23 protein-coding genes and 1 riboswitch are annotated in these 19,971 nt (G+C 55.2%); of the genes, 10 read left to right on the forward strand and 13 right to left on the reverse strand.

The genetic code is table 11. From position 1 onward, the window contains the following. Window positions 1–32: 32 nt before the first annotated feature. From CS910_RS07895 to CS910_RS07925, 8 genes are read right to left on the reverse strand one after another with little or no spacing between them, the layout of a single operon-like run. On the reverse strand, window positions 33–413 hold the full coding sequence (locus CS910_RS07895) for a DUF190 domain-containing protein (protein WP_099210940.1): 381 nt from the start codon (window positions 411–413) through the stop codon (window positions 33–35). A gap of 4 nt (window positions 414–417) precedes the next feature. Further along, window positions 418–789: a fluoride efflux transporter CrcB gene (crcB, locus tag CS910_RS07900; RefSeq protein WP_099210942.1), complete on the reverse strand. Its 372-nt coding sequence runs from the start codon at window positions 787–789 to the stop codon at window positions 418–420. Between the two features lie 4 nt (window positions 790–793). Beyond that, window positions 794–1,024: a hypothetical protein gene (locus CS910_RS07905; RefSeq protein ID WP_099210944.1), complete on the reverse strand. Its 231-nt coding sequence runs from the start codon at window positions 1,022–1,024 to the stop codon at window positions 794–796. After that, a complete protein-coding gene (locus tag CS910_RS11910) occupies window positions 984–1,139 on the reverse strand; it encodes a hypothetical protein (RefSeq protein ID WP_158523825.1) in 156 nt (51 codons plus the stop codon). The genes CS910_RS07905 and CS910_RS11910 overlap by 41 nt, the downstream gene beginning before the upstream one ends. Next, entirely contained in the window at window positions 1,126–1,560 is a 435-nt protein-coding gene (locus tag CS910_RS07910) for a ribbon-helix-helix domain-containing protein (protein WP_099210946.1), read from the reverse strand. Before CS910_RS07910 ends, CS910_RS11910 begins: the two co-directional genes overlap by 14 nt. Then, window positions 1,517–1,861 carry a hypothetical protein gene (locus CS910_RS07915; RefSeq protein ID WP_223211945.1) on the reverse strand — a complete coding sequence of 115 codons (345 nt, stop codon included), beginning with the start codon at window positions 1,859–1,861 and terminating at the stop codon, window positions 1,517–1,519. The genes CS910_RS07910 and CS910_RS07915 overlap by 44 nt, the downstream gene beginning before the upstream one ends. Further along, window positions 1,840–2,511: a DUF6062 family protein gene (locus tag CS910_RS07920; RefSeq protein ID WP_099210948.1), complete on the reverse strand. Its 672-nt coding sequence runs from the start codon at window positions 2,509–2,511 to the stop codon at window positions 1,840–1,842. Before CS910_RS07920 ends, CS910_RS07915 begins: the two co-directional genes overlap by 22 nt. A 9-nt stretch (window positions 2,512–2,520) precedes the next feature. Further along, entirely contained in the window at window positions 2,521–3,387 is an 867-nt protein-coding gene (locus CS910_RS07925; protein ID WP_099210950.1) for a prenyltransferase/squalene oxidase repeat-containing protein, read from the reverse strand. 16 nt (window positions 3,388–3,403) lie between these two features. Continuing rightward, a riboswitch (Fluoride riboswitch) is annotated at window positions 3,404–3,465 on the reverse strand. Window positions 3,466–3,560: 95 nt separating this feature from the next. On the opposite strand from CS910_RS07925, the gene CS910_RS07930 reads away from it, so the two are divergent. Beyond that, window positions 3,561–4,259 carry an archaemetzincin gene (locus CS910_RS07930; protein WP_099210952.1) on the forward strand — a complete coding sequence of 233 codons (699 nt, stop codon included), beginning with the start codon at window positions 3,561–3,563 and terminating at the stop codon, window positions 4,257–4,259. On the opposite strand, the gene CS910_RS07935 is transcribed toward CS910_RS07930, so the two are convergent. Next, window positions 4,249–4,704 (reverse strand): peroxiredoxin, encoded by a 456-nt coding sequence (locus CS910_RS07935; RefSeq protein ID WP_099210954.1) that lies wholly within the window; start codon window positions 4,702–4,704, stop codon window positions 4,249–4,251. The two genes, CS910_RS07930 and CS910_RS07935, sit on opposite strands and share 11 nt — an antisense overlap. A gap of 94 nt (window positions 4,705–4,798) precedes the next feature. Between CS910_RS07935 and pyk the strand changes: the two genes are divergently transcribed. From pyk to CS910_RS07950, 3 genes are all read left to right on the forward strand, one after another. Then, window positions 4,799–6,235: a pyruvate kinase gene (gene pyk / locus CS910_RS07940; RefSeq protein ID WP_099210956.1), complete on the forward strand. Its 1,437-nt coding sequence runs from the start codon at window positions 4,799–4,801 to the stop codon at window positions 6,233–6,235. Window positions 6,236–6,282: 47 nt separating this feature from the next. Then, window positions 6,283–8,016: a MutS2 family protein gene (locus CS910_RS07945; protein ID WP_099210958.1), complete on the forward strand. Its 1,734-nt coding sequence runs from the start codon at window positions 6,283–6,285 to the stop codon at window positions 8,014–8,016. Window positions 8,017–8,121: 105 nt separating this feature from the next. Next, window positions 8,122–9,381 (forward strand): methyl-accepting chemotaxis protein, encoded by a 1,260-nt coding sequence (locus tag CS910_RS07950; RefSeq protein WP_099210960.1) that lies wholly within the window; start codon window positions 8,122–8,124, stop codon window positions 9,379–9,381. Here CS910_RS07950 and CS910_RS07955 read toward each other — a convergent pair. Both CS910_RS07955 and CS910_RS07960 read right to left on the reverse strand, forming a co-directional pair. Continuing rightward, window positions 9,371–10,039, reverse strand: a complete 669-nt coding sequence (locus CS910_RS07955; protein ID WP_099210962.1) for a Kae1-associated kinase Bud32 — start codon at window positions 10,037–10,039, stop codon at window positions 9,371–9,373. The two genes, CS910_RS07950 and CS910_RS07955, sit on opposite strands and share 11 nt — an antisense overlap. Beyond that, window positions 10,036–10,344 carry a hypothetical protein gene (locus tag CS910_RS07960; protein ID WP_099210964.1) on the reverse strand — a complete coding sequence of 103 codons (309 nt, stop codon included), beginning with the start codon at window positions 10,342–10,344 and terminating at the stop codon, window positions 10,036–10,038. Before CS910_RS07960 ends, CS910_RS07955 begins: the two co-directional genes overlap by 4 nt. A 180-nt stretch (window positions 10,345–10,524) precedes the next feature. Here CS910_RS07960 and thsB point away from each other — a divergent pair, with 180 nt between their 5' ends. From thsB to CS910_RS07975, 3 genes are all read left to right on the forward strand, one after another. Further along, window positions 10,525–12,180 carry a thermosome subunit beta gene (gene thsB / locus CS910_RS07965; RefSeq protein WP_099210966.1) on the forward strand — a complete coding sequence of 552 codons (1,656 nt, stop codon included), beginning with the start codon at window positions 10,525–10,527 and terminating at the stop codon, window positions 12,178–12,180. A 72-nt stretch (window positions 12,181–12,252) separates the two neighbouring features. After that, on the forward strand, window positions 12,253–13,125 hold the full coding sequence (gene htpX, locus CS910_RS07970; protein ID WP_099210968.1) for a zinc metalloprotease HtpX: 873 nt from the start codon (window positions 12,253–12,255) through the stop codon (window positions 13,123–13,125). A gap of 127 nt (window positions 13,126–13,252) precedes the next feature. Further along, window positions 13,253–14,395 (forward strand): amidohydrolase, encoded by a 1,143-nt coding sequence (locus CS910_RS07975; RefSeq protein WP_099210970.1) that lies wholly within the window; start codon window positions 13,253–13,255, stop codon window positions 14,393–14,395. 38 nt (window positions 14,396–14,433) lie between these two features. Here the strand turns inward: CS910_RS07975 and CS910_RS07980 are convergent, their stop codons facing one another. Further along, window positions 14,434–15,213 (reverse strand): SDR family oxidoreductase, encoded by a 780-nt coding sequence (locus CS910_RS07980; RefSeq protein ID WP_099212484.1) that lies wholly within the window; start codon window positions 15,211–15,213, stop codon window positions 14,434–14,436. 190 nt (window positions 15,214–15,403) lie between these two features. Here CS910_RS07980 and CS910_RS07985 point away from each other — a divergent pair, with 190 nt between their 5' ends. From CS910_RS07985 to CS910_RS07995, 3 genes are all read left to right on the forward strand, one after another. Next, window positions 15,404–16,450: an FAD-dependent oxidoreductase gene (locus CS910_RS07985; protein ID WP_099210972.1), complete on the forward strand. Its 1,047-nt coding sequence runs from the start codon at window positions 15,404–15,406 to the stop codon at window positions 16,448–16,450. Window positions 16,451–16,486: 36 nt separating this feature from the next. Beyond that, a complete protein-coding gene (locus tag CS910_RS07990) occupies window positions 16,487–17,497 on the forward strand; it encodes a deoxyhypusine synthase (RefSeq protein ID WP_099210974.1) in 1,011 nt (336 codons plus the stop codon). A gap of 87 nt (window positions 17,498–17,584) precedes the next feature. Continuing rightward, on the forward strand, window positions 17,585–18,742 hold the full coding sequence (locus CS910_RS07995; RefSeq protein WP_099210976.1) for an ATP-binding protein: 1,158 nt from the start codon (window positions 17,585–17,587) through the stop codon (window positions 18,740–18,742). On the opposite strand, the gene CS910_RS08000 is transcribed toward CS910_RS07995, so the two are convergent. Continuing rightward, complete coding sequence (locus CS910_RS08000; protein WP_145955392.1) at window positions 18,735–19,952, reverse strand: hypothetical protein; 1,218 nt, start codon at window positions 19,950–19,952, stop codon at window positions 18,735–18,737. The genes CS910_RS07995 and CS910_RS08000 overlap by 8 nt on opposite strands. Window positions 19,953–19,971 lie beyond the last annotated feature (19 nt).

Consider the following 19,971-nt stretch of genomic DNA (forward strand, 5'->3'; position numbering starts at 1 on the left):
AGGCTTTATTAAGTTATTGGATTTTGGTTGTACTATTCCTCATGAACCGCGTCCTCTTCGAACTTTTTAACTTCCTCCTTCGTTCCGACCCACACGACGAGGGTGGGCTCAACGGTTATCATGCCGTCCTTAATCATCGGCTTGATTTCACATATCGCTTTCTCTATCTTGAACCCCCTGTCCACGACCTCAATCACGATAGGCAGGTCCGCCGAGAGGCGCATGACGTCGCTCGAGTGTATGTGGCTCTTCTTTCCGAAGCCGTAGATGCCCCTGTAAACCGTCGCCCCGGCTATGCCCATTTCGCGGAGCTTTTCAACTATCGCTTTGTAGAGGGGCTTCCCCTTCCAGCGGTCGTTTTCGCCGATGTATATTTTCAGCCTGAGGGTGTTCCAGTGCTCGACCTCAACCATGCAATCACCTCCTTGCCACAATGAAGCCAAGGAATACTAAGCCGATGGTTACAAAAACGTTTGCCAGCACGTTTATGCCCGCTATGAGGTACTCCCTCTCGCGGAGGAGCGAGAACGTTTCGTAGGAGAATGTTGAAAACGTGCTCAGCGCACCGCAGAAGCCCGTCCCAAGGAAGAGCCTCCACTCGGGCGTGACATCAATTCCCCAGAAGAGCAGTCCATAGAGGTAGCCGAGGATGAAGCTGGCTACGCTGTTTACCAGCAGGGTTCCCACAGGAAAGTCCCTGTAGACCGGTAGCAGTCCAGATAGATAGAACCTCGTGAGTGCACCAAGCGCCCCTCCAAGTGCGACCAGGGTTATTAGCTTCGCGTTCATGCCATCACCTCTGCATGTACCTCTCGGCTATCTTGAGGACCTCTTCCCTAGCCCCGTTTCCACCGAGGAGTTTGTTTCGTGAGGAGAGTGCAAAGAGCTTCATGGCCAGGTAGAAGTTTTCGTTCAGGACGGTGGTGAGTTTAAACCGCAGGGAAGCTATCTCACGGGAGAGCTCGAAGAGTTCCCTAACGTCATCAACGTTGTTCCCCTTTGGGTGACCTGAGGAGTCTCTCATTTTCAGCCCTCAGCCGGGCTATCTCCCTCCGCATGATTTCGGCATCCTTTAAAGCTTTTTGGTACTCCTCCCTGAGCTTCTCAAGTTCGCGTAGAAGTTCTTCAACCCTTCCCACTTCCCTCACCGAACGCGGATGACATGTAGTAGTGTATCAGCTCCTCCACCTTCGAGTAGTCCCTTTCCGGCATGCCGAGCATCTTCCTCAACCTCTTGTTCTCGGCTATCATCCCCGAGAGCATTATCGCCAGGTTCTGGTTGTCCATGGCCGAGTAGTACGTCTTGAACTTTAAGGGGGACCAGTGACCTTCGAGCTCGTAAAGTTTCTCCTCAAGCCCGTTTATTTCCTCTTCAATTCTTCTTAGCTCCTCGTCATTAACTTCCTCGTCAACGTATCCATCGAGGAGGATAACCCGAAGTGCTTCTTCAATTCGAAAACCGTGCTTTTTGCTCACTTCTTCTATTCGCCGCCACAGGTCGTCGGGTATTGTGAAGCTAACCTTTCTCCACCTTCCCTTTGCCCACACCGTTATCTTCATCCCCACCACCCAGCATCTTCCTGAGTCTCGCGTTTTCTTCCCCGAGCTCCTCGCGGAGTTTCATCATGTACTCCCTGTCGGCCTTGGCTTTTTTCTCGAATTCAACGAGCTCTTCGTAGTGTTTCTCCATCTCCTCAAGCTTTCTTCGAAGTTTTTCCCGTCTCTCAAGCAAAATCCTCAGCTTGAGGGCTCTCAGCGTTCTTTCAAGTCCCTCAACGTCCCTCAATCTTACCTCTATCTCTCGCCTGTTCCTCCTGATTGCGTCGAGTTCCTCACCACTCACCTCAATCTCAACGGCCAACGCTTCTCCCTCCTCTCCCGGCGCCGGGAGTGGGGTCCTACCTCCCTCCCGACCAGAAATTCAACGGCCTCAATGACTGCCCTCTTTTCATCCTCACTCGGTTTCTCCTCGGACCTGTAGTCAAAGCTCTCGATGAGCCGCACGAGCCGGGCGTCAAGCTCCCGAAGCTTTTCCTTCTGAACCTCCTCGAGACGGGTTTTAAGGTTCTCGTCTTCTACGAGTTTGAGGATTTCCTCGTAGTGCCTCCTGCAGAGTATCGATGGGGATTCCGCATAGGCATCGAGGAGCTCCGGCAGTCTGTCGGCGATGGACTCGATTAGCGTTCTCTCCTTCTCTCTTGAGAGTCTGCAGAGGAAGCACTCGTCTTCCCCCACTTTCCCAGAGAGGTAGCTCCTAAGAACGTCCTCGTATATGACGGAGACCCCGTGGGGACCGAGGAGGGGGTTGGAAAGGGCAAGGTGGAGGACCTTCCACGCGTGATACGTGCAGAGCCCGCCGCTTCCCCTGAACTCCCTCCGCACCTCGGGGTCGTTGGGGTGCTCGTAGAGTATCGTTTCAATCTCGGTTCTCTCGAACCTCTCAACTAACCTGCACACCGGGCAACCCGGCTCGCTCATAGCGTTCCTCAGCTCCAGCTCGATAACGTCCATAGGCCTTCACTAAACGAAGCGTGAGGCGAACTCAACGACCGCCAGCGCGCGGTAGGTGTTCTGGAAGTTCGAGATTCCGAGTTCTATACTCCTCCTGAATCCCCCGTTGGGATTCTGAAGCTGGCGGATGAACCATATGTGCCTCCTCGGACAGGAAGGCGCTTCGTCCTGAATCTCCAGTCCCCTGGAGGCATAGAACGTTGGCTCTAGGTATGGTGGAAGACTGTAGGGCACCTCGGTAAAGCCTCCCCAATCACCACAGAGCTCACAGTTCCTGAAGTGGGGACTCTTCGGCGGGTGATAGCCGAGTTTGCGAAGGCTGAATATCGCCTGATACGTCATAGTCGTAGTCGGCTGCTTGACGCCGTAGCCGTTGCCGTTGCGGAACTTCATGACGAACTCCCTTATGGCTTCCCTCTCGTCGGGGTTAAACTTGAGGCCGATTGCATCGAAGGCCTTTGTGACCCAGTAGGTGGCCTCGAGCGGCGTTGCCGTTCCAAACTCCTCGCTCCCCCCGAGTCCAACCGCGAACTTGCCCTCCGCGGGGTTGTACTTGGTGAAGACTATCTCACTCCTCTCCCTCGCCACGTCCTTGGCCCCGAGAACGGCCAGCCCCTCAAGCGCCATCGCTATTGCCACGACGGCCGTCTGGGGCTGTATCGCATTTGCAAGGAACTCTATAGTCTTCTCGGGCTCTGGAAAGTCCAGGTCCAATAGCTCGTAAATCTTGACCGCGTAGTAGGTGTCGTTTACGTTCGTATCGTCGAGAAGGCTCACGAAGCAGTACCCTCCGTCCTCGTGGCGCCTCTCTCCCACGTATTTGAGAACCGCATCAACGTTAACGTAACGGGCAATCCTGTCGAACTTGGAGACCATACCCTCACCCCCCGGACGCAGAACAGGCGTCATCAGGCCCGGCGGGCCGTTAGGGCGGACGCCATCGCCCGAGCATTCACTCCCGGTGGTGACTTAAAAACATCTTGGTTCAACCTTCTAAAAGAACGCTTATAAAGATTCTCCCGCCTAAGTCATGAGCGGCGGTGGAATCCATGGAGTTCATCGGTTTCACATACGTTACCAACTTCCTCAGCGAAACGCTTGAAAGGACAATGTTCGAAGTCGTTGATGACGCTAACAGGCTTTTAAAAGACCTCGACCTCCCTCTGAGGTTTCTCTACCTGGACAGCCTGACCCTCGAACCAGGTTACTTAATAACGGTTGAGACCCCCGAGGACAGGGTCAGGTTATACCCCCTCGAGGTCCTCGTTGATTTCCTTGACTACCGCCTCAAGGTTGAGCTCGAGAAGAACGACGGAATAACCATGAACAAAATCCTCGGTTTGATAAGCTTCCCCCTCGCGTCGAGGAACCGCTACTTCGACTTCTACGAGAGCTTCCTGGGGTTCCAGGCGGAGAGGCTCGGAAGGAGGATAATGGTGCTCTCAATGAGACCTTTTGAGTCGGACGTCCTCAGAATGGCCATCAGAACCCTTGAGAGCCCAAACGTCGAGGAGGACGTCAAACACCTCGCCAGAAGGGTCCTTCCCCGTGAGCTCGAGACCTTCAAGGGACGCCTCCTCAAGGGCATCCTTCACGAGGTCGGCCACGCCTTCGGCCTCGAGCACTGCTCCAACCCGTGCGTCATGAACCCGCCGGCGACGATTGAGGAGTGGGACTCCAGACCCGCCATCTTCTGTGACTCCTGCATGAAAAAACTGAAGGAGAGCTTGGGGAGCTTCACCCTTTGAGTTCCTTGGCAACCTTGAGAACCCTTCCGGCGTGCCCCTTTGCCCGGACGTTGCGCTTCTCCCACACGATTTCACCCTCAGGGTTCATGATGAACGTGCTCCTTATGACGCCTTCGTATTCCTTTCCGTAGCGCTTCTTCTTTCCCCACGCGCCGAGGGCCTTGATGAGCTGAACCTCGGGGTCGCTCAGGAGCTTAACCTTTAGCCCGTGCTTCTCCTTGAACCTGCGGTGGCTCTCAACAGAATCCTTCGAGACCCCAATCACCTGGAAGCCAAGCTTCTCGAATTCGGGAAGCAACTCCGTAAACTCCTTCGCCTCGGTTGTGCAACCGGGGGTGTTGTCCTTTGGGTAAACGTAGAGAACCGTCCACCTGCCCTTTACGATGTCCCCGAGCCTGACCTTTCGGCCCCCTTCGTCGTAAACCTCAACCTCAAGGAACCCCATGAAACCACCAGAGCTTTTAGGGCGCCCTAATTAATAAACCTTCCGCGGGAAACGTTTTTTAGCGGGAGCGCGTAGTCCCTTCTTAGGTGGTAGCATGAGACTTCCTGGGCAGAAAACGAAGATTATAGCGACCCTCGGCCCGGCTTCGCTCAAGGAGAAAACGGTTTCTGCGATGGTCCGCGCGGGCATGAGCGTTGCGAGGCTCAACTTCGCCCACGGCGACCTCAAACAGCACGAGAGGGCGGTAAAGCTCGTCAGGAAGGTTTCAGAGAAGCTCGACAGGCCCGTCGCGATACTCGGCGACCTGCCCGGCGTCAAGATTCGCGTTGGAGAAATAGAGGGCGGTTCCGTCAACCTGAGGCGCTGGCAGACTATAACTCTGACCACCAGGGACGTCGTTGGAAACGAAGCGGTAATCCCCGTTGAGTTCAAGGACTTCCCGAGGATGGTCTCCAAGGGCGATGTGATTTACCTCAGCGACGGCTTCATAGCGCTCCGCGTTGAGGAAGTTCGGGGTCAGGACGTCATCTGCAAGGTTCTCGTCGGGGGCACGCTGTTCTCCCACAAGGGTATAAACGTCCCGAAGGCGAGGCTGGCAATAGATGCGGTGACCGAGAAGGACTTGGAGTTCGTGGAGTTCTCCCTTGAGGTCGGCGTCGATGCGGTGGGTATAAGCTTCGTGGGCTCGGCCTACGACGTCCTCAAGGTCAGGCGCTTCGTTGACTCCCACCACGGAAATCTGTTCCTCATCGCGAAGATAGAGCGCCCCGACGCGGTCAGGAACTTCGACGAAATTCTCAACGCCTCCGACGGCGTTATGATAGCGAGGGGCGACCTTGGAGTCGAGATGCCCATTGAAAAGCTCCCGATACTCCAGAAGAAGCTCATCAAGAAGGCCAACTGCGCCGGCAAGCCCGTTGTGACGGCCACCCAGATGCTCGAGAGCATGACGCATGAGAAGCTCCCTACCAGGGCGGAGGTCACCGACGTCGCCAACGCCATTCTCGACGGAACCGACGCGGTTATGCTCTCCGAGGAAACTGCAGTTGGAAAGTACCCGGTTGACGCCGTCAGGATGATGGCGAAGATAGCCAAGACCACCGAGGCCTACCGCGACAGCCTCTGGACGAGCAGAACGGTCGAGTGGAAGATGAACGAGTGGAAGGGGCGCGGGCCGACGAAGGGAACGATAAAGGACGCAATAGCGAGGAGCATCATAGAGGCCCTCAACTCAATTGACATCAAGTACATACTGACGCCCACCAGAACGGGACAGACCGCGAGGCTCATAGCGAGGTTCAAGCCGAAGCAGTGGGTTCTGGCCTTCGTTACCAACGAGTGGGTCGCCAACACGCTGATGTTCTCCTACGGAGTCTACCCGTTCAAGGTGGAAGAAACGAGCGAGAGGGAGATAATCCGCCTCATAACGGGCCTCGGGCTCGTGAGCGAGGGCGACACCGTTCTGCTGACCAAGGGAACGCCGATAGGGAGGACCGCGGGAACGAACACCATAAGGATTTTCAACGTCTAACCTCCCCTTCATTAATTCTTATAAACTCCCGGGCGTAGCTTCCGGGGATGAGGCCAAAGCTGAATCCCGAGGCGAGAACAGTTCACAGGGCAATCCTGTCGGAGATTCGGAGGAGGCTGAGCCTTCCGGGTAGCGAGGCCCATCTTGAGCGCTTTTCCCTTACCAACGACCCGGACGAGATAAGGAGACGGCAGGAGTATCTCAGGGAGGGCCTCTCGAAGGTAAGGCCCGAGATGAGGGGCCTAATCTCGAAGGTAAGGCCGATAAGGTTCCAGAGGGAGTTCCTGAACGACAGGGTTCTTCTAGTTGATGAGTCCGAGGTTGAAGAGGCCGAGTCTTTGAACCTGTGCCACGTCACGACCGACGTAGAGGAAGCCCGCGAGTATCCGATTGTCCTGAGCACACTCGGCTACGGGGTTGACGTTGAGCTGAAACCTCAGGAGATAGCCCCCGAACTCTACATTCTGCCCCTCTGGAGGAACAGGGAAACTCTGAAGGCCCTCGCCAGAATCGGCGAGCTGACCGGCGAGGGGAGCGTTGCTCCGAGAATGCTTGAGGCCTTGAAGGAATTCGAGGAGGTAATGGGGCGCCAAAAGGTTCTCGAATCCCTCGACGAGCTGATAGCGGAGAAGGAGCGCGAGCTCAACGAGAGAATCGGCGAGAGGCTTGAGAACTTCAGTTTAACCCTCAGCGGGAAAGAACTCTTGAGTTTCCTCGCCCAGCTCCGCGAGGGGAACTACGATGCCATATTCCGGCACTTCAGCGACGTCGAGGAGGAAATCCTTGGGCTGATAAACGAGGCCGAGCGCGACCTCTCTGAGAGGCTCGGCGTTACGGTGGAGCTCTTCTCGCGGGAGGAGCTTTACCCGATTCGCGTTCCGGTGGAAAGGGTCGAAGAACTCAGAAACCTTCTCGAACGCGAGCTGGCCCTTGAGCGCTACCTGAAGGCGAGGGAAATCCTTGAAGAGATGAAGGAACTCATTCCCAAGCTCAAGGAGGAACTTGAGAGGGTTCACGAGCTCGACTTTCTCTTAGCTGTGAGGGAATTCACCGGAGGCTTTTCGTTCCCGGAAATATGGAGCGATGGAATCGCGTTCCTGCGCGGGAGGCACCTCTTCATCGAGAACCCACAGCCGGTGAGCTACGTCGTCGGGAAGAGGCCGGAGGGGTTCAATGTCCCCGGCGCGGAGAGGATTAACGATGAAGACGTTGTAATCCTCACCGGCGCGAACAGCGGTGGAAAGACGAGTTTGCTTGAGCTGATAACGCAGGTTGAAATCCTCTTCCACATGGGCTTCCCAGTTCCAGCGGAGAGGGCCTGGCTCGAGCCCCTCGACGAGCTGTTCTTCTTCCGGAGGAAAAGGAGCGTTTACGGGGCCGGGGCATTTGAGACCGCCCTTAAGTCCTTCGTGAGGGCCCTGCGCGGTAAGGGGAGGAAGCTGATTCTGATAGACGAGTTCGAGGCCATAACCGAGCCCGGTGCCGCCGTGAAGATAATCGGCGAGCTCCTCAAGGTGGCCCACGAGAGGGGCTTTAGGGTCGTTATCATCTCTCACCTCGGCGAGGACCTCAAAAAGGAGCTCCCCTTCGCGAGGGTTGATGGAATAGAGGCGAAGGGCCTCGACGAGAACCTGAACCTCATCGTTGACAGACAGCCAGTCTTCGGAAAGCTCGGCAGGAGCACGCCGGAGCTCATAGTTGAGAGGCTCGCGAGAAAGGCGAGAGGAAAGGACAGGGAAATATACGAGCGGATTCTGGCCTCTTTCGGACGGAATGTGTAGGTCCCTGTGTAGGTAGTTACTACACCTTTTTGGCGTCATGTTCTTACTTTGTTGAATTAGAAAGCTTTAAGTATTTTTAACGCGTACTCCCCTGGGGGATGAGGCATGGATGAGAAGAGCGCGCTCATAGCGTCACCGGTTCTGGCCTTTGGCCTGACGATAGTGCCGGCGTTTCTAGCGGGCCCCATTGCGGGCCTAATTGGAGGCATTATAGGCGTGGGAGCAGGGATAATGCTAACGAAGAACATAGCAGGAAAGGCAAAGATTCCTCCCGAGGTCGAGCAGTACCGCAGGGAGATAGAGGAGCAGATGAACGTCATCATAAAAATCCTCGACAGAATAGCAGAGGGAGACCTGACGGTTGAAGACACCGAACTCAATGGACACCTTGGAGAGATAAGAAAGACAATTGAGAAAATGCGTCAAAATCTACACCGTATGGTCACATCAATCAAGGATGCAGCGGAGGTTGTAAACGAGAGGAGTGCCCTCATCAAGGAGAACATAGACCAGATTAGCGAGGCAATACAGCAGGTTGCCGAGGCAATCAACCAGGTCAGCATTGAGGCGCAGAGGGAGCAGGAGAACATCAACCACATGACGGAAACCATGCGCTACATTGACGAGATAGGAAAGGAGACCATAAACACGATGGAGGACTTTGAGAGGTCCATGAGCGAGGTTGTCGGACTTGCCAGGGAGGGTGGCCAGAAGGGCGAAGAGGCCGTCGGGCAGATTGAAGAGATAAGGAACATGATGCTGATGATTGAGGAGACCGTCAAGGGCGTTGCCGAGATGGGCAAGAACATAGCCAACATAACCAACGTGATTACGGGCATCGCGGAGCAGACGAATTTGCTCGCGTTGAACGCGGCTATCGAGGCGGCGAGGGCAGGTGAGGCAGGAAAAGGCTTCGCGGTCGTTGCCGAGGAGATTAGAAACCTCGCGGAGGAGAGCAAGCAGGCCGCCGACGATATCAGGAACATCGTGGAGCAGATTATGGCCAAGATTGACGAGAGCGTCGAGGTCACCGGAAAGAGCGTTGAGACCGTTGCCCAATCAACCGAAGTCCTCAAGGAGAGCGTCTCGTACCTCACCCACATAGCCGAGCTCATGGAGGAGATGGAGGTCAAGGCCAACGAGCTCAAGAACAAGGTCCTTGAGGAGGGCGAGAAGATAGACGAGGGCCTGCGCTTCCTCGAGAACCTCGCGGCATCTGCGGAGGAAACCACTGCTGCGGCAGAGGAAGTCAGCGCCGCGGCGGAGGAGCAGACCTCGGCGCTGGAGGAGGTCCGCGCAACGCTTGCGGACTTCGAAGAGGTCGTCCAGAGGCTCATGGAAGAGGTCAACAGGTTCAAGCTTTGAGCCAGCTCCGCTCCCTGTACCTTCCCCTGCTCTCTATCTCTTCTATCTTCTCCTCGATTTCCTTCCTCGCTTCTTTGCCGAGAACCTCAGCGTAGCCCTCAAGAACCGCCTTAAATCCCTCCTCGAACCAGGTGTAGTGCGTGCTCTCCATGGCCATTTTGAGCAGGTGTAAATCAACACCCCTCGCCTCGAGCGTCGAATCAAAATCGGCCAAACCGAAGTCTATGAGGTAGACCTTCCCCCCGCGGAGAATCATATTGCTCGTTGTTAAGTCGCCGTGAACGATGCCGGCTTTGTGGAGCCTGCCTATCTGCCTTCCGACTTCCCGGCAGAGGTTTAAGCGTTCGTCCATCGGGACTTCCTCAAGGTGCTCCTTCAACCTTTTCCCCTCTATGAACTCCATCACTATTACCATGTCGCGCAGGTTGACCTCATAGACGTACGGGCAGTTCACGCCGAACTCCTTCGCCCTGTGGAGGATTCGGGCTTCCCTGACGGTCCGCTCCTTCCTAAGTTTGACGTCTATCTCCGGAATCCTGTACCTCTTCGGAACCCTGTGCTTCACGATTACCCTCTCGTTCAGCAGGTCAACGCCAAATACCTCCTCAAAGGTCCCCTCGTAGATTTTCGCCTCGGCGCCCTGGGCTATGAGCCTCATTCCACCACCCCTGCTTCCCGAAGCAACTTTTCATACTCCCCGAGCTCAACCCGAATCTCAACAACGTTTTCGACGTTTATCACGAGCGTTCCCGTCCCATCTCGAACGACCAGCACGGCCTTATCAACGTTGCCCTCCTTCACCTTCTCCCGCGCGTATTTGAGCTTCTCCTCGTCCGATTTGAGCATATCGTCGAGGAGGGAAACCCTGTTCTCGACATCCGCCGCGACAATCCCATAGCGTTCGATGTCCTCAATGGCTTTTCTCGCGAAGTCTGGGGGAAGGTTGTAGGTCTTTACGTCCATGGACTGCCCACCACCCGTCATTGTCCCCCAAGGTTTTAGCCCTTTCCATAATCGCTCCAGCTTTTTTCTGTCGATTGACCAAAATTAAACTGAAAATTTGAACAATTTGAACCAAAAATTTATATAGAGCGCTGACGAACTGATTCCGCAAAAAGGCAAAACGTTTGGAGGAATGCCAAAATGAGCATGAGTGGACAGCCGGTTGTTATTCTCCCGGAGGGAACCCAGAGGTATATAGGTAAGGACGCCCAGAGGCTGAACATCCTCGCGGCGAGGATTGTCGCCGAGACGGTTAGAACCACCCTTGGCCCGAAGGGTATGGACAAGATGCTCGTCGACAGCCTCGGCGACATCGTCATCACCAACGACGGCGCCACCATCCTCGACAAGATTGACCTTCAGCACCCTGCCGCGAAGATGATGGTTGAGGTTGCTAAGACGCAGGACAAGGAGGCCGGTGATGGTACTACTACCGCCGTTGTCATTGCTGGTGAGCTTCTGAAGAAGGCCGAGGAGCTTCTTGACCAGAACATTCACCCGAGCATAATCGTCAAGGGTTACACCATGGCGGCCGAGAAGGCCCAGGAGATACTCGACGAGATAGCCATCAAGGTGAATCCCGACGACGAGGAGACCCTCCTCAAGATAGCCGGCACCTCAATCACCGGAAAGAGCGCCGAGGCTCACCGCGAGCTCTTAGCTAAGCTCGCCGTTGAGGCCGTCAGGCAGGTCGCCGAGAAGGAGAACGGAAAGTACAAGGTTGACATCGACAACATTAAGATAGAGAAGAAGCCCGGCGAGAGCGTTGACGAGAGCGAGCTCATTCGCGGTGTCGTCATCGACAAGGAGGTCGTTCACCCGAGGATGCCAAGGCGCGTCGAGAACGCCAAGATTGCCCTCATCGGCGACGCCCTTGAGGTCAAGAAGACCGAGACCGATGCGAAGATAAACATCACCAGCCCGGACCAGCTCTTCGACTTCATAGAGCAGGAGGAGAAGATGCTCAGGGACATGGTCGAGGCGATAGCCAAGACCGGGGCCAACGTTCTCTTCGTCCAGAAGGGCATCGACGACCTGGCCCAGCACTACCTGGCCAAGCACGGCATAATGGCCGTTCGCAGGGTCAAGAAGAGCGACATGGAGAAGCTTGCGAAGGCCACCGGCGCCAAGATAGTCACCAACGTTAAGGACCTTACCAGCGAGGACCTTGGTGAGGCTGAGCTTGTCGAGCAGAGGAAGGTTGCCGGCGAGAACATGATATTCGTCGAGGGCTGCAGGAACCCGAAGGCGGTAACCATACTCATCAGAGGTGGAACCGAGCACGTGGTTGACGAGGTCGAGAGGGCCCTTGAGGATGCCATCAAGGTCGTCAAGGACGTCATGGAGGACGGTGCAATACTCCCAGCCGGCGGTGCTCCTGAAATCGAGCTCAGCATCAGGCTCGACGAGTTCGCCAAGCAGGTCGGCGGTAAGGAGGCTCTGGCCATCGAGGCCTTCGCCGAGGCCCTCAAGATAATCCCGAAGACCCTCGCTGAGAACGCTGGCCTTGACCCGGTTGACATTATGGTCAAGGTCATCAGTGAGCACAAGAACAAGGGCCTCGGAATCGGCATAGACGTCTTCGAGGGCAAGCCTGCGGACATGCTTGAGAAGGGCATCATCGCCCCGCTCCGCGTCCCGAAGCAGGCCATCAAGAGCGCCAGCGAGGCGGCAATAATGATACTCAGAATCGACGACGTCATCGCCGCCAAGCCCAGCAAGTCCGAGGGAGGACAGGCCGGCGGAATGGGCGGTATGGGTGGAATGGGTGGCATGGACATGGGTATGGGCATGTGATGCCCCTTTTCTACCCAATTTTGACCAAAAAGATTTATTTTTCGCCCTTGTATTCTTCCCCGGGGTGAGACGATGGGGCTCGAAATGTGGCTCCGAACGGGGCTGTTGATGGCAATCCTCACCGGGCTGCTTATGGGAATCGGCTACCTCTTCGGAGGGCCCAGCTTAGCGTTCATAATGTTCCTCTTCGCCATGCTCTTCAACTTCATAACCTACTGGTACAGCGACAAAATCGTGCTTAGCTGGTACAACGCGAGGATAGTTGACGAAACTGAGGCCCCTGAGCTCTACGCAATAGTGAGAAACCTCGCCGAGAGGGCAGGGCTCCCGATGCCCAGGATAGCGATAATCCCGACCGAAACTCCGAACGCCTTCGCCACAGGAAGGGACCCGAAGCACGCGGTCGTCGCCGTAACCCAGGGACTCCTCAGAATCCTCAACAGGGACGAGCTTGAAGCCGTCCTCGGTCACGAGCTAACCCACGTCAAGAACAGGGATATCCTCATCGGAACAATCGCGGCCGCGATGGCAGGAGCGATAATGCAACTCGCCTACTGGGCTCGCTGGATAGCGATATTCGGCTCCTACGACGACCGTGACGGCGACAACATCATCGCCGCAATCCTCATAGCGATACTCGCACCAATCGCGGCGATGTTGATTCAAGCCGCTATAAGCCGTTCGAGGGAGTTCCTTGCTGACGAAGGCGGTGCGAAGCTCAGCGGAAAGCCCTGGGCTCTGGCCAGCGCGCTCCTCAAGATTGAGCAGGCCGTCCGCTACAGGCCGATGCGCGAGGGCAACCCGGCAACCGCCCACATGTTCATCATCAACCCCTTCAGGGGAATGAGCATCGCCGAACTGTTCTCAACGCATCCGCCGACGGAGAAGAGAATCGAGAGGCTCAGGAAGCTCGCCGAGGAGATGGGCTACGTCCCCAACTTCTGAATTCAATTTTTGCATAATAATTTAATCCCCCAATTCTTTATTTATGTAATTCTGCTGAAAACTGTCGGTTGCGCTTCTCAACGATATGCATTTAAACGTTAGTCCTCAACTCTTAACGGTGATGAACGTGAAAGCCGTAAGGGCAACCCTTCTCTACGACGGCCTCGGCAACGTCCAGAGGGACGTTTACGTCGTTTTCGATAAAAACATCGTGGACGTAACCAAAGAGAAACCAAAGGATGCAGAAGTAATCGCTGAGGGTGTTGTAACCCCAGCCTTCATAGACGGCCACAGCCACATTGGAATGGACCGCTACGGAGAGCCCTACCAGGAGGGCGAGGCCAACGAGCAGATGGATTCGGTTCTTCCGCTCGTCGATGCGCTCTACTCCATCTATATGGATGACAAGGCCTTCAAACACTCAATCGAGTTCGGCGTGCTCTACTCCTCGGTCCTGCCGGGAAGCGGTAACATCATTGGCGGAAAGGCAGTCTTCATAAAGAACTACGGGCGCGACATCGAGGACGCTTTCATCCAGTACGCGGGCGTTAAAGCTGCTTTCGGCTACAACCCGCGCTCGACCACGAGCTGGAAGGGAACGAGGCCGAGCACGAGAATGGGCGCGATAGGAATTCTCCTCAACTGGCTCATCAAGACTCAGAAGACGATAGCCCTCATCGAAAAGGGCAAGAAGGAGCCTGAGGAGGTCGAGCCAACCGTTGAAGCGCTAATCCCTGTCCTCAAGGGCGAACTTCCGCTCCGCGTCCACGTCCACAAGGAGGACGACATCGCGGCTCTGCTGATGATAAAGCGGAAGTTCGGGCTTAAGATTACCATTGAACACGCCGGCGACGTCCACAGCAGGGAGACCTTTGAGAAGATTAAGGCCGAGGGCGTTCCCGTAATCTACGGCCCCTTCGACAGCCACCCCTACAAGGTGGAACTCAAGCACGAGGACTGGAAGAACGCCAGGTATTTGCTCGAGGTCAGGCCCCTCTTCGGCCTCATGAGCGACCACCCGGTCACGCTCCAGGCGAACCTCTACCTACAGCTCAGGCACTTCATAAGGCTCGGCATGAGCAAGGCGGAAGCGATAAAGGTAATCACCCACAACAACGCGAAGATACTCGGTGTTGACGACAGGCTCGGAAGTATAGAGAAGGGCAAGTGGGCCTCTCTGGTAGTCTGGAACGGAGACCCCTTCAACCTCGAGAACTACCCGACGCACATCTTCGCCGAGGGCGAGCTTATTCACGAGGCGGACTGGTGAGTTAAAGCCTTTTACCTCCTTTTTGTTATTCTGTTGCTTCAGATGTCAACGCTCCTCGTCATCGCGCCGTCTATGACGACGGTGGAGCCGAGCATGTATTCGGCATCATCACTGAGCAGAAATGCCACAAGCGAGCCGAGTTCGCTCCACCTTCCGGTTCTGTGAAGGGGCGTTCTGCCGAGCACCTCGCGTTCCCACGTCTCTTCGAAGGGCTCTCCCCTCTCCTCGGCAACCGCCTTGAGGTTCTCCCGCGCACCGGGCGTGTCAAAACTGCCGAGCAGAACGGAGTAAGCCCGGATTCCCTTACCTCCATAGGTCCTCGAAACGCTCTTCGCCAGCTGAACAAGTCCGGCGCGCGTTACATCGGCAAGGACGAGCGGGGGCATCGGTTCCTTTATCGAGACCGAGTTCAGGTAGACGAGAACGCCCTTCCGCTTCGTTTCAAGCCATGTTTGAACCAGGAGCGTCGTTAGATAGCCCGGCGCCACCGTGTGGAGCGCTGAAGCCTCAATCCAGTCGAGGTAGGTGGCTTCATGAAGGAGACACGGCTCACAGCGGACGTTGCCAGCGTTCCAGACGAGGGCGTCAACTCTCCCAAGGAGCTCCCAGCTTTCTTTTACGAGGTTCTCAAGGTCGCGCTGGTCAAAAAGATTGGCCTCAACGGCGTAAACCTCGCCGTAGCCCGAGAGCTCGTCGAGGGCCTTTCTCAGGTTTTCCCTGTTTCTGGAGCTTATAACAACCCTCGCGTTCCTCCTCAAAAGCTCCCGCGCGACGTTGAAGCCTATTCCCCGTGAGGAAGCCGTCACTATTACGCCCATTCCCCCAAGGTCGACCTCAATCATGGTAGCGCATACGGGGACGGGCTAATAACCTTTGTCCCGGTGACGAATTAGGCTTCCCGAATTTGAGAAATCCCCGTCACTATGGCAAAGTTTTCGAGAAAAGAGACTTAAGGTGCAAAACCTTCGGTTTTCAACAGGTTTTTCGAAAAACTTTGGGGGTGATAATGTGAAGTTCTACATCTGCAGGGAGAAGAGCGAGCCGAAGCCCTTCAAGGTCGCAATCATCGGCGCGGGTCCCGCTGGACTGACGGCCGCCGGCTACCTTGCGTGCAGGGGCTACGAGGTTCATGTATACGACAAGATGCCAGAGGGCGGGGGAATGGTAGCCTTTGCGATTCCGGAGGTTAGAATACCGATAAAGACCGTTAGAGAAGGTGTCAAAGACCTCGAAAAGCTGGGCGTGAACTTCCACTTCAGGACGAAGGTCATCTACGACTCCCCGCGGGAGCTTGGAGACGAGTGGGCTGAGCACTTCGTATCGCTTGAGAGACTGCTTGGTGAGTTCGACGCCCTTCTCATTGCAACAGGCGCCTGGCGTCCGAGGAAGCTGAAGGTCCCAGGCGTTGATTTGCCGGGCGTTTACGACGCGCTTAAGCTGCTCCACCACATAAAGATGGCGAGGATAGGTTACTACCCCTGGGACCGCGTTCCCGACTTGAAGGGCAAGCACGTCGTCATAATCGGAGCGGGCTACACCGCGGTTGACGTGGCAATAGAATCGAGGCTCCTCGGTGCTGAAAAGGTCACGATGGCCTACCGCCGTTCCCTCGAGCGGAGCTACGCGAAGGCCGAAATCATGAAGCTCATAGAGGAGGGGCTTGAGTTCATTGAGATGGCCTCGCCCGTAAGAATCATCGGCGAAAGCCGGGCCGAAGGGGTTGAGTTCGCGAGGACGAAAATTGTCGAGGGAAGCGTCGTTACAACGGACGAAAGGTTCATCGTTGACGCCGATGTCGTCGCCTATGCCATCGGCCAGTTACCAACGAGCCCGATTCGAGAAGTCGTTTGTGCGAATGAAGAAATCCTCAAGGAGGCCGGGATTTTCTTTGCCGGAGACGTCGTCGCGCCGAGAAACATTGGAACCGCGATGCGAGAGGGAAGGGCGAGGGCGAAGGAGATAGAGGAGTGGCTCACAAAGAAGGCGCCGAGAAAGGTCTTCCCCGTCCCCGTTACCGCCAGGCTGATAAGCTCTGTCCTGAGCGGAAAGTGCTGACGAAAGCTTTAAACGCCCCCTTCCCAACCCCCTTCCATGACGGAGCCGAAAGAAATCGTGCTTAAGGAGAGCGAAGAGGTCGAGGGGGTTCCAATTGAGGGGCCGTGGCTCGACGACGTTTCAAGCCTTGAGGAGGTTTTGGATTATTACGGGCGCATAGGCTTTCAGGCGACGCACCTTGGCAAAGCAATAGAAATCTGGCGGAAGGTCGAGGAGAAGAGGGCAAAGGGAGAAGAAGTCCGCGTTTTCCTCGGATACACCTCGAACATCATCTCCTCGGGCCTGCGCGAGATAATCGCGTGGCTCGTAAAGGAAGGCAAGGTTGACGTCATCGTCACCACCGCCGGCGGAATCGAGGAGGACTTCATAAAGGCCCTCAAACCCTTTATCCTGGGTGACTGGAACGTTAACGATGCCCTGATGCGCGAGAAAGGCATCAACAGGATAGGCAACATCTTCGTGCCCAACGACCGCTACATTGAGTTCGAGAAGTACATGATTCCCTTCTTCGAGCGGGTCCTTGAGATGGAGAAGGAGCGCGGAAAGCCCCTGACCGCGAGCGAGTTCATCTACGAGATGGGTCGCTACATGGACGAGAAGCTCGGGAAGGAGAAGGAGAAGAGCGTTATCTACTGGGCCTATAAGCGGAACGTCCCGATTTTCTGCCCCGCCATAACCGACGGCTCGATAGGGGACATGCTCTACTTCTTCAAGGAGGAGCGCGGGGACAGGGAGCTCATCATAGACATCGCCAACGACATAGTGAAGCTCAACAACCTAGCCGTTACCGCCAAGGAGACCGCCTCGATAATCCTCGGGGGTTCATTGCCGAAGCACGCGATAATCAACGCCAACCTCTTCAGGGGCGGAACCGACTACGCGATTTACGTGACGACGGCGATTCCGTGGGACGGCTCTCTGAGCGGCGCGCCGCCGAGCGAAGGCGTCAGCTGGGGCAAAATAAGGGCGAAGGCCGACTACGTCGAAATATGGGCCGACGCGACGCTGGTCTTCCCGTTGCTGGTGTGGAAGGTGATGAAGGGGTAAGTTTGCACCGCCACTGCAAACTTTTTTTAAATCCCTTTGCAGTTTGAGTGCAAAATCTTTATAAACATCTTTGCACTATAACTGCACATGCTTGAGGTACAGAACCCGTGGTGGTTTGGCGAATCTGACAGAGACTGGGAGCTCTTCGAAAAGCTCACCTATAAGGTCAGGCCGAAGTGGCTCGACGGGCTCTCATTGAAGCCTTTTTCGCTCAACTTCGTCGTCGGCCCAAGAAGGGTCGGGAAAACCATCGGAATAAAGCTTCTCATTAAAGAGCTCCTCAAAAAAGTCAGTACTCTCTATGCCGTCTTTTACTTCAGCTGTGACGTGCTTGAGGACTACAAGGAGCTTTTGGAGGTTCTAAACGAGTACCTCCGACTGAAGAGACGAAAGGGCATAAAAACGGCCTTTATATTCCTCGATGAGGTTAGCTTAGTTGAGGACTGGTGGCGTGCCCTGAAGTTCCTCATAGACAGGGGCGAGCTGAGGGACGATGTCGTTACCGTAACGGGCTCGATTTCCCTTGCTCTTGGACGGCACTTCGAGACCTTCGGGGGTAGGAGGGGGAACGGGAGAACGGTTGAGGTCATGCCGCTGAGCTTCCACGACTACTACAGCCTTTTCTACGACGAGTTCTTTCCCTCAACGGGAAAGGAGGTCTTCGAGAATTACCTCGAGACGGGGGGATACCTCGCATACCTAAACGGCACCCTTAAGGTTGAGGAGCTCGTGGGCTTCCTGAAGGCGGACCTGAAAGCTTTAGAGCGCTCGACCGACCTCGCGAGGGACATTATGGGTGCTATACTCGATAAAGCGCCATCGCCGACTTCATTCAACGCGATAGCGAAGGCCGTCGGGGTTTCGCCCCACACCGCGAGGGATTACGTTGAGCTCTTCGAGGCGTTTCACGTCCTCCTGCAGGTTCTCTACCTCGGAGGCGACGGGAAGATCTATCCGCGGAAGGAAAGGAAGCTGATTCTCCGCGACCCGCTCATCGTGAGGGCCATGGAGCTCTGGACGAGGAGAAAGGTTGATAGGGCCGTTCTCTACGAGTGGCTCGTTCAGGAGCACCTATACCGAAAGTTCGGGGAGGTTTACTATTACAGGAACTCCTACGAGGTTGATGCAATCGCTGGAAACCTAAAGGTCGAGGTGAAGTCGGGGGAGAGAGGGGGAAGGTACCCGAAGGACGTTAAAGTCCTGAAGGGCTCGGAGGTTCCGGGATTCCTTTACAACCTCACTTAGCGAATTCCCTTATCCCCTCAACATCTTTCCTCTGGACGAGCCTGAGGAGCTTAACCGTATAGGCTATCTCAAGCGCGTTCTCCTCAGGGTTTTCGAGGAGTTCGTCGAGCCTTCTCAAAAGGTCTCCCTCCGCCCGCTTCATCGCCCCGTCCGAGAACCCCGCGTATTCAAGGGCCTTTGCTATGGCGACGAGCTCAGAAGATGGCCGCCGAAGCTTCTTGGCAGGGGTTGAGGTTTCTGATTTTCGGACTTCAAAAGCCCCTGGGTCAATTCCCTTCTTCTTGAGGAATTCGTACCATAAATCGCCATACACTTCCTCTGGTTTCACGACGTTCGGGAACACTTTCTTCAGTTCAATTATGTGATCTCCTATTGTTTCAAGCACTTTCTCCCGTGGCACTCGGAGAAGCCCGTCGAACACTCCAGTTAACTGAACTGCCGGCGGTTGCTTGTGTAGGTTTTTGTAGTGGTTAACGGCAATCCAGTATGGATCTGCTCGATTGTCGAATATGTTGTGCGCAAGTTTGTCCGAAATCTCAATAGCATTCTCAACAGCCTTTCGGATTTCTTTCTTGTCTATAATCTTTCCCCTCATCCTATACGCTGTGTAAATGGCATCCGTCATCTCTTCGATTACCTTCTCTCTGTGCTTCTGCAGGAACTCTTTGAATCTCGGCACCTTTATACCTTTACCTTTTCCTCGGTATGTTATGTCTTCTAAAGGTCTTATTTCATCCAAACCGCGGATTTCTCCAACGTCTTCACCGATTTCTTTAAGTATTTCGTGGAAGCGGGACATTACATGGTTTGTGTGCGCGCCGCCGATCCCATCTCTTGCCAGCCCAGTGAGCAGTCCTATGAGAAAATCATATCCAACCTCTGTGGGTGTTTCTCTTTCTGATATAAAATGGGTTCCGTCATTTGCCCAGTGTGTGTTGGGTGTGGGTCGGGTAAGCCCGCGGCGATCTGGGCAATTTTGGCAAAGACTGTCTTGTTTTCTCCCGTAGGTGCCGTGTATACATCTACCTGCTCCCTTCTCTTTACTGTTCTGAATCTTCTTTTTTCTTCGATCTCTACTATCCCGGTTCTCTTCCGCGTGAGCACCATCTGGCACACCCCTTAAACTTCGCCCTTGGAAGAGATAAGCCTTTCGAAGTCCTTCAAGTCCCAGACCAAAAGCCCACTTTTCCAGTTCTCCCTTTCTGTCCACGACAAAGAGACATGATAAC

This window comes from Thermococcus henrietii (genome assembly GCF_900198835.1).
Classification (GTDB): Archaea; Methanobacteriota_B; Thermococci; order Thermococcales; family Thermococcaceae; genus Thermococcus; species Thermococcus henrietii.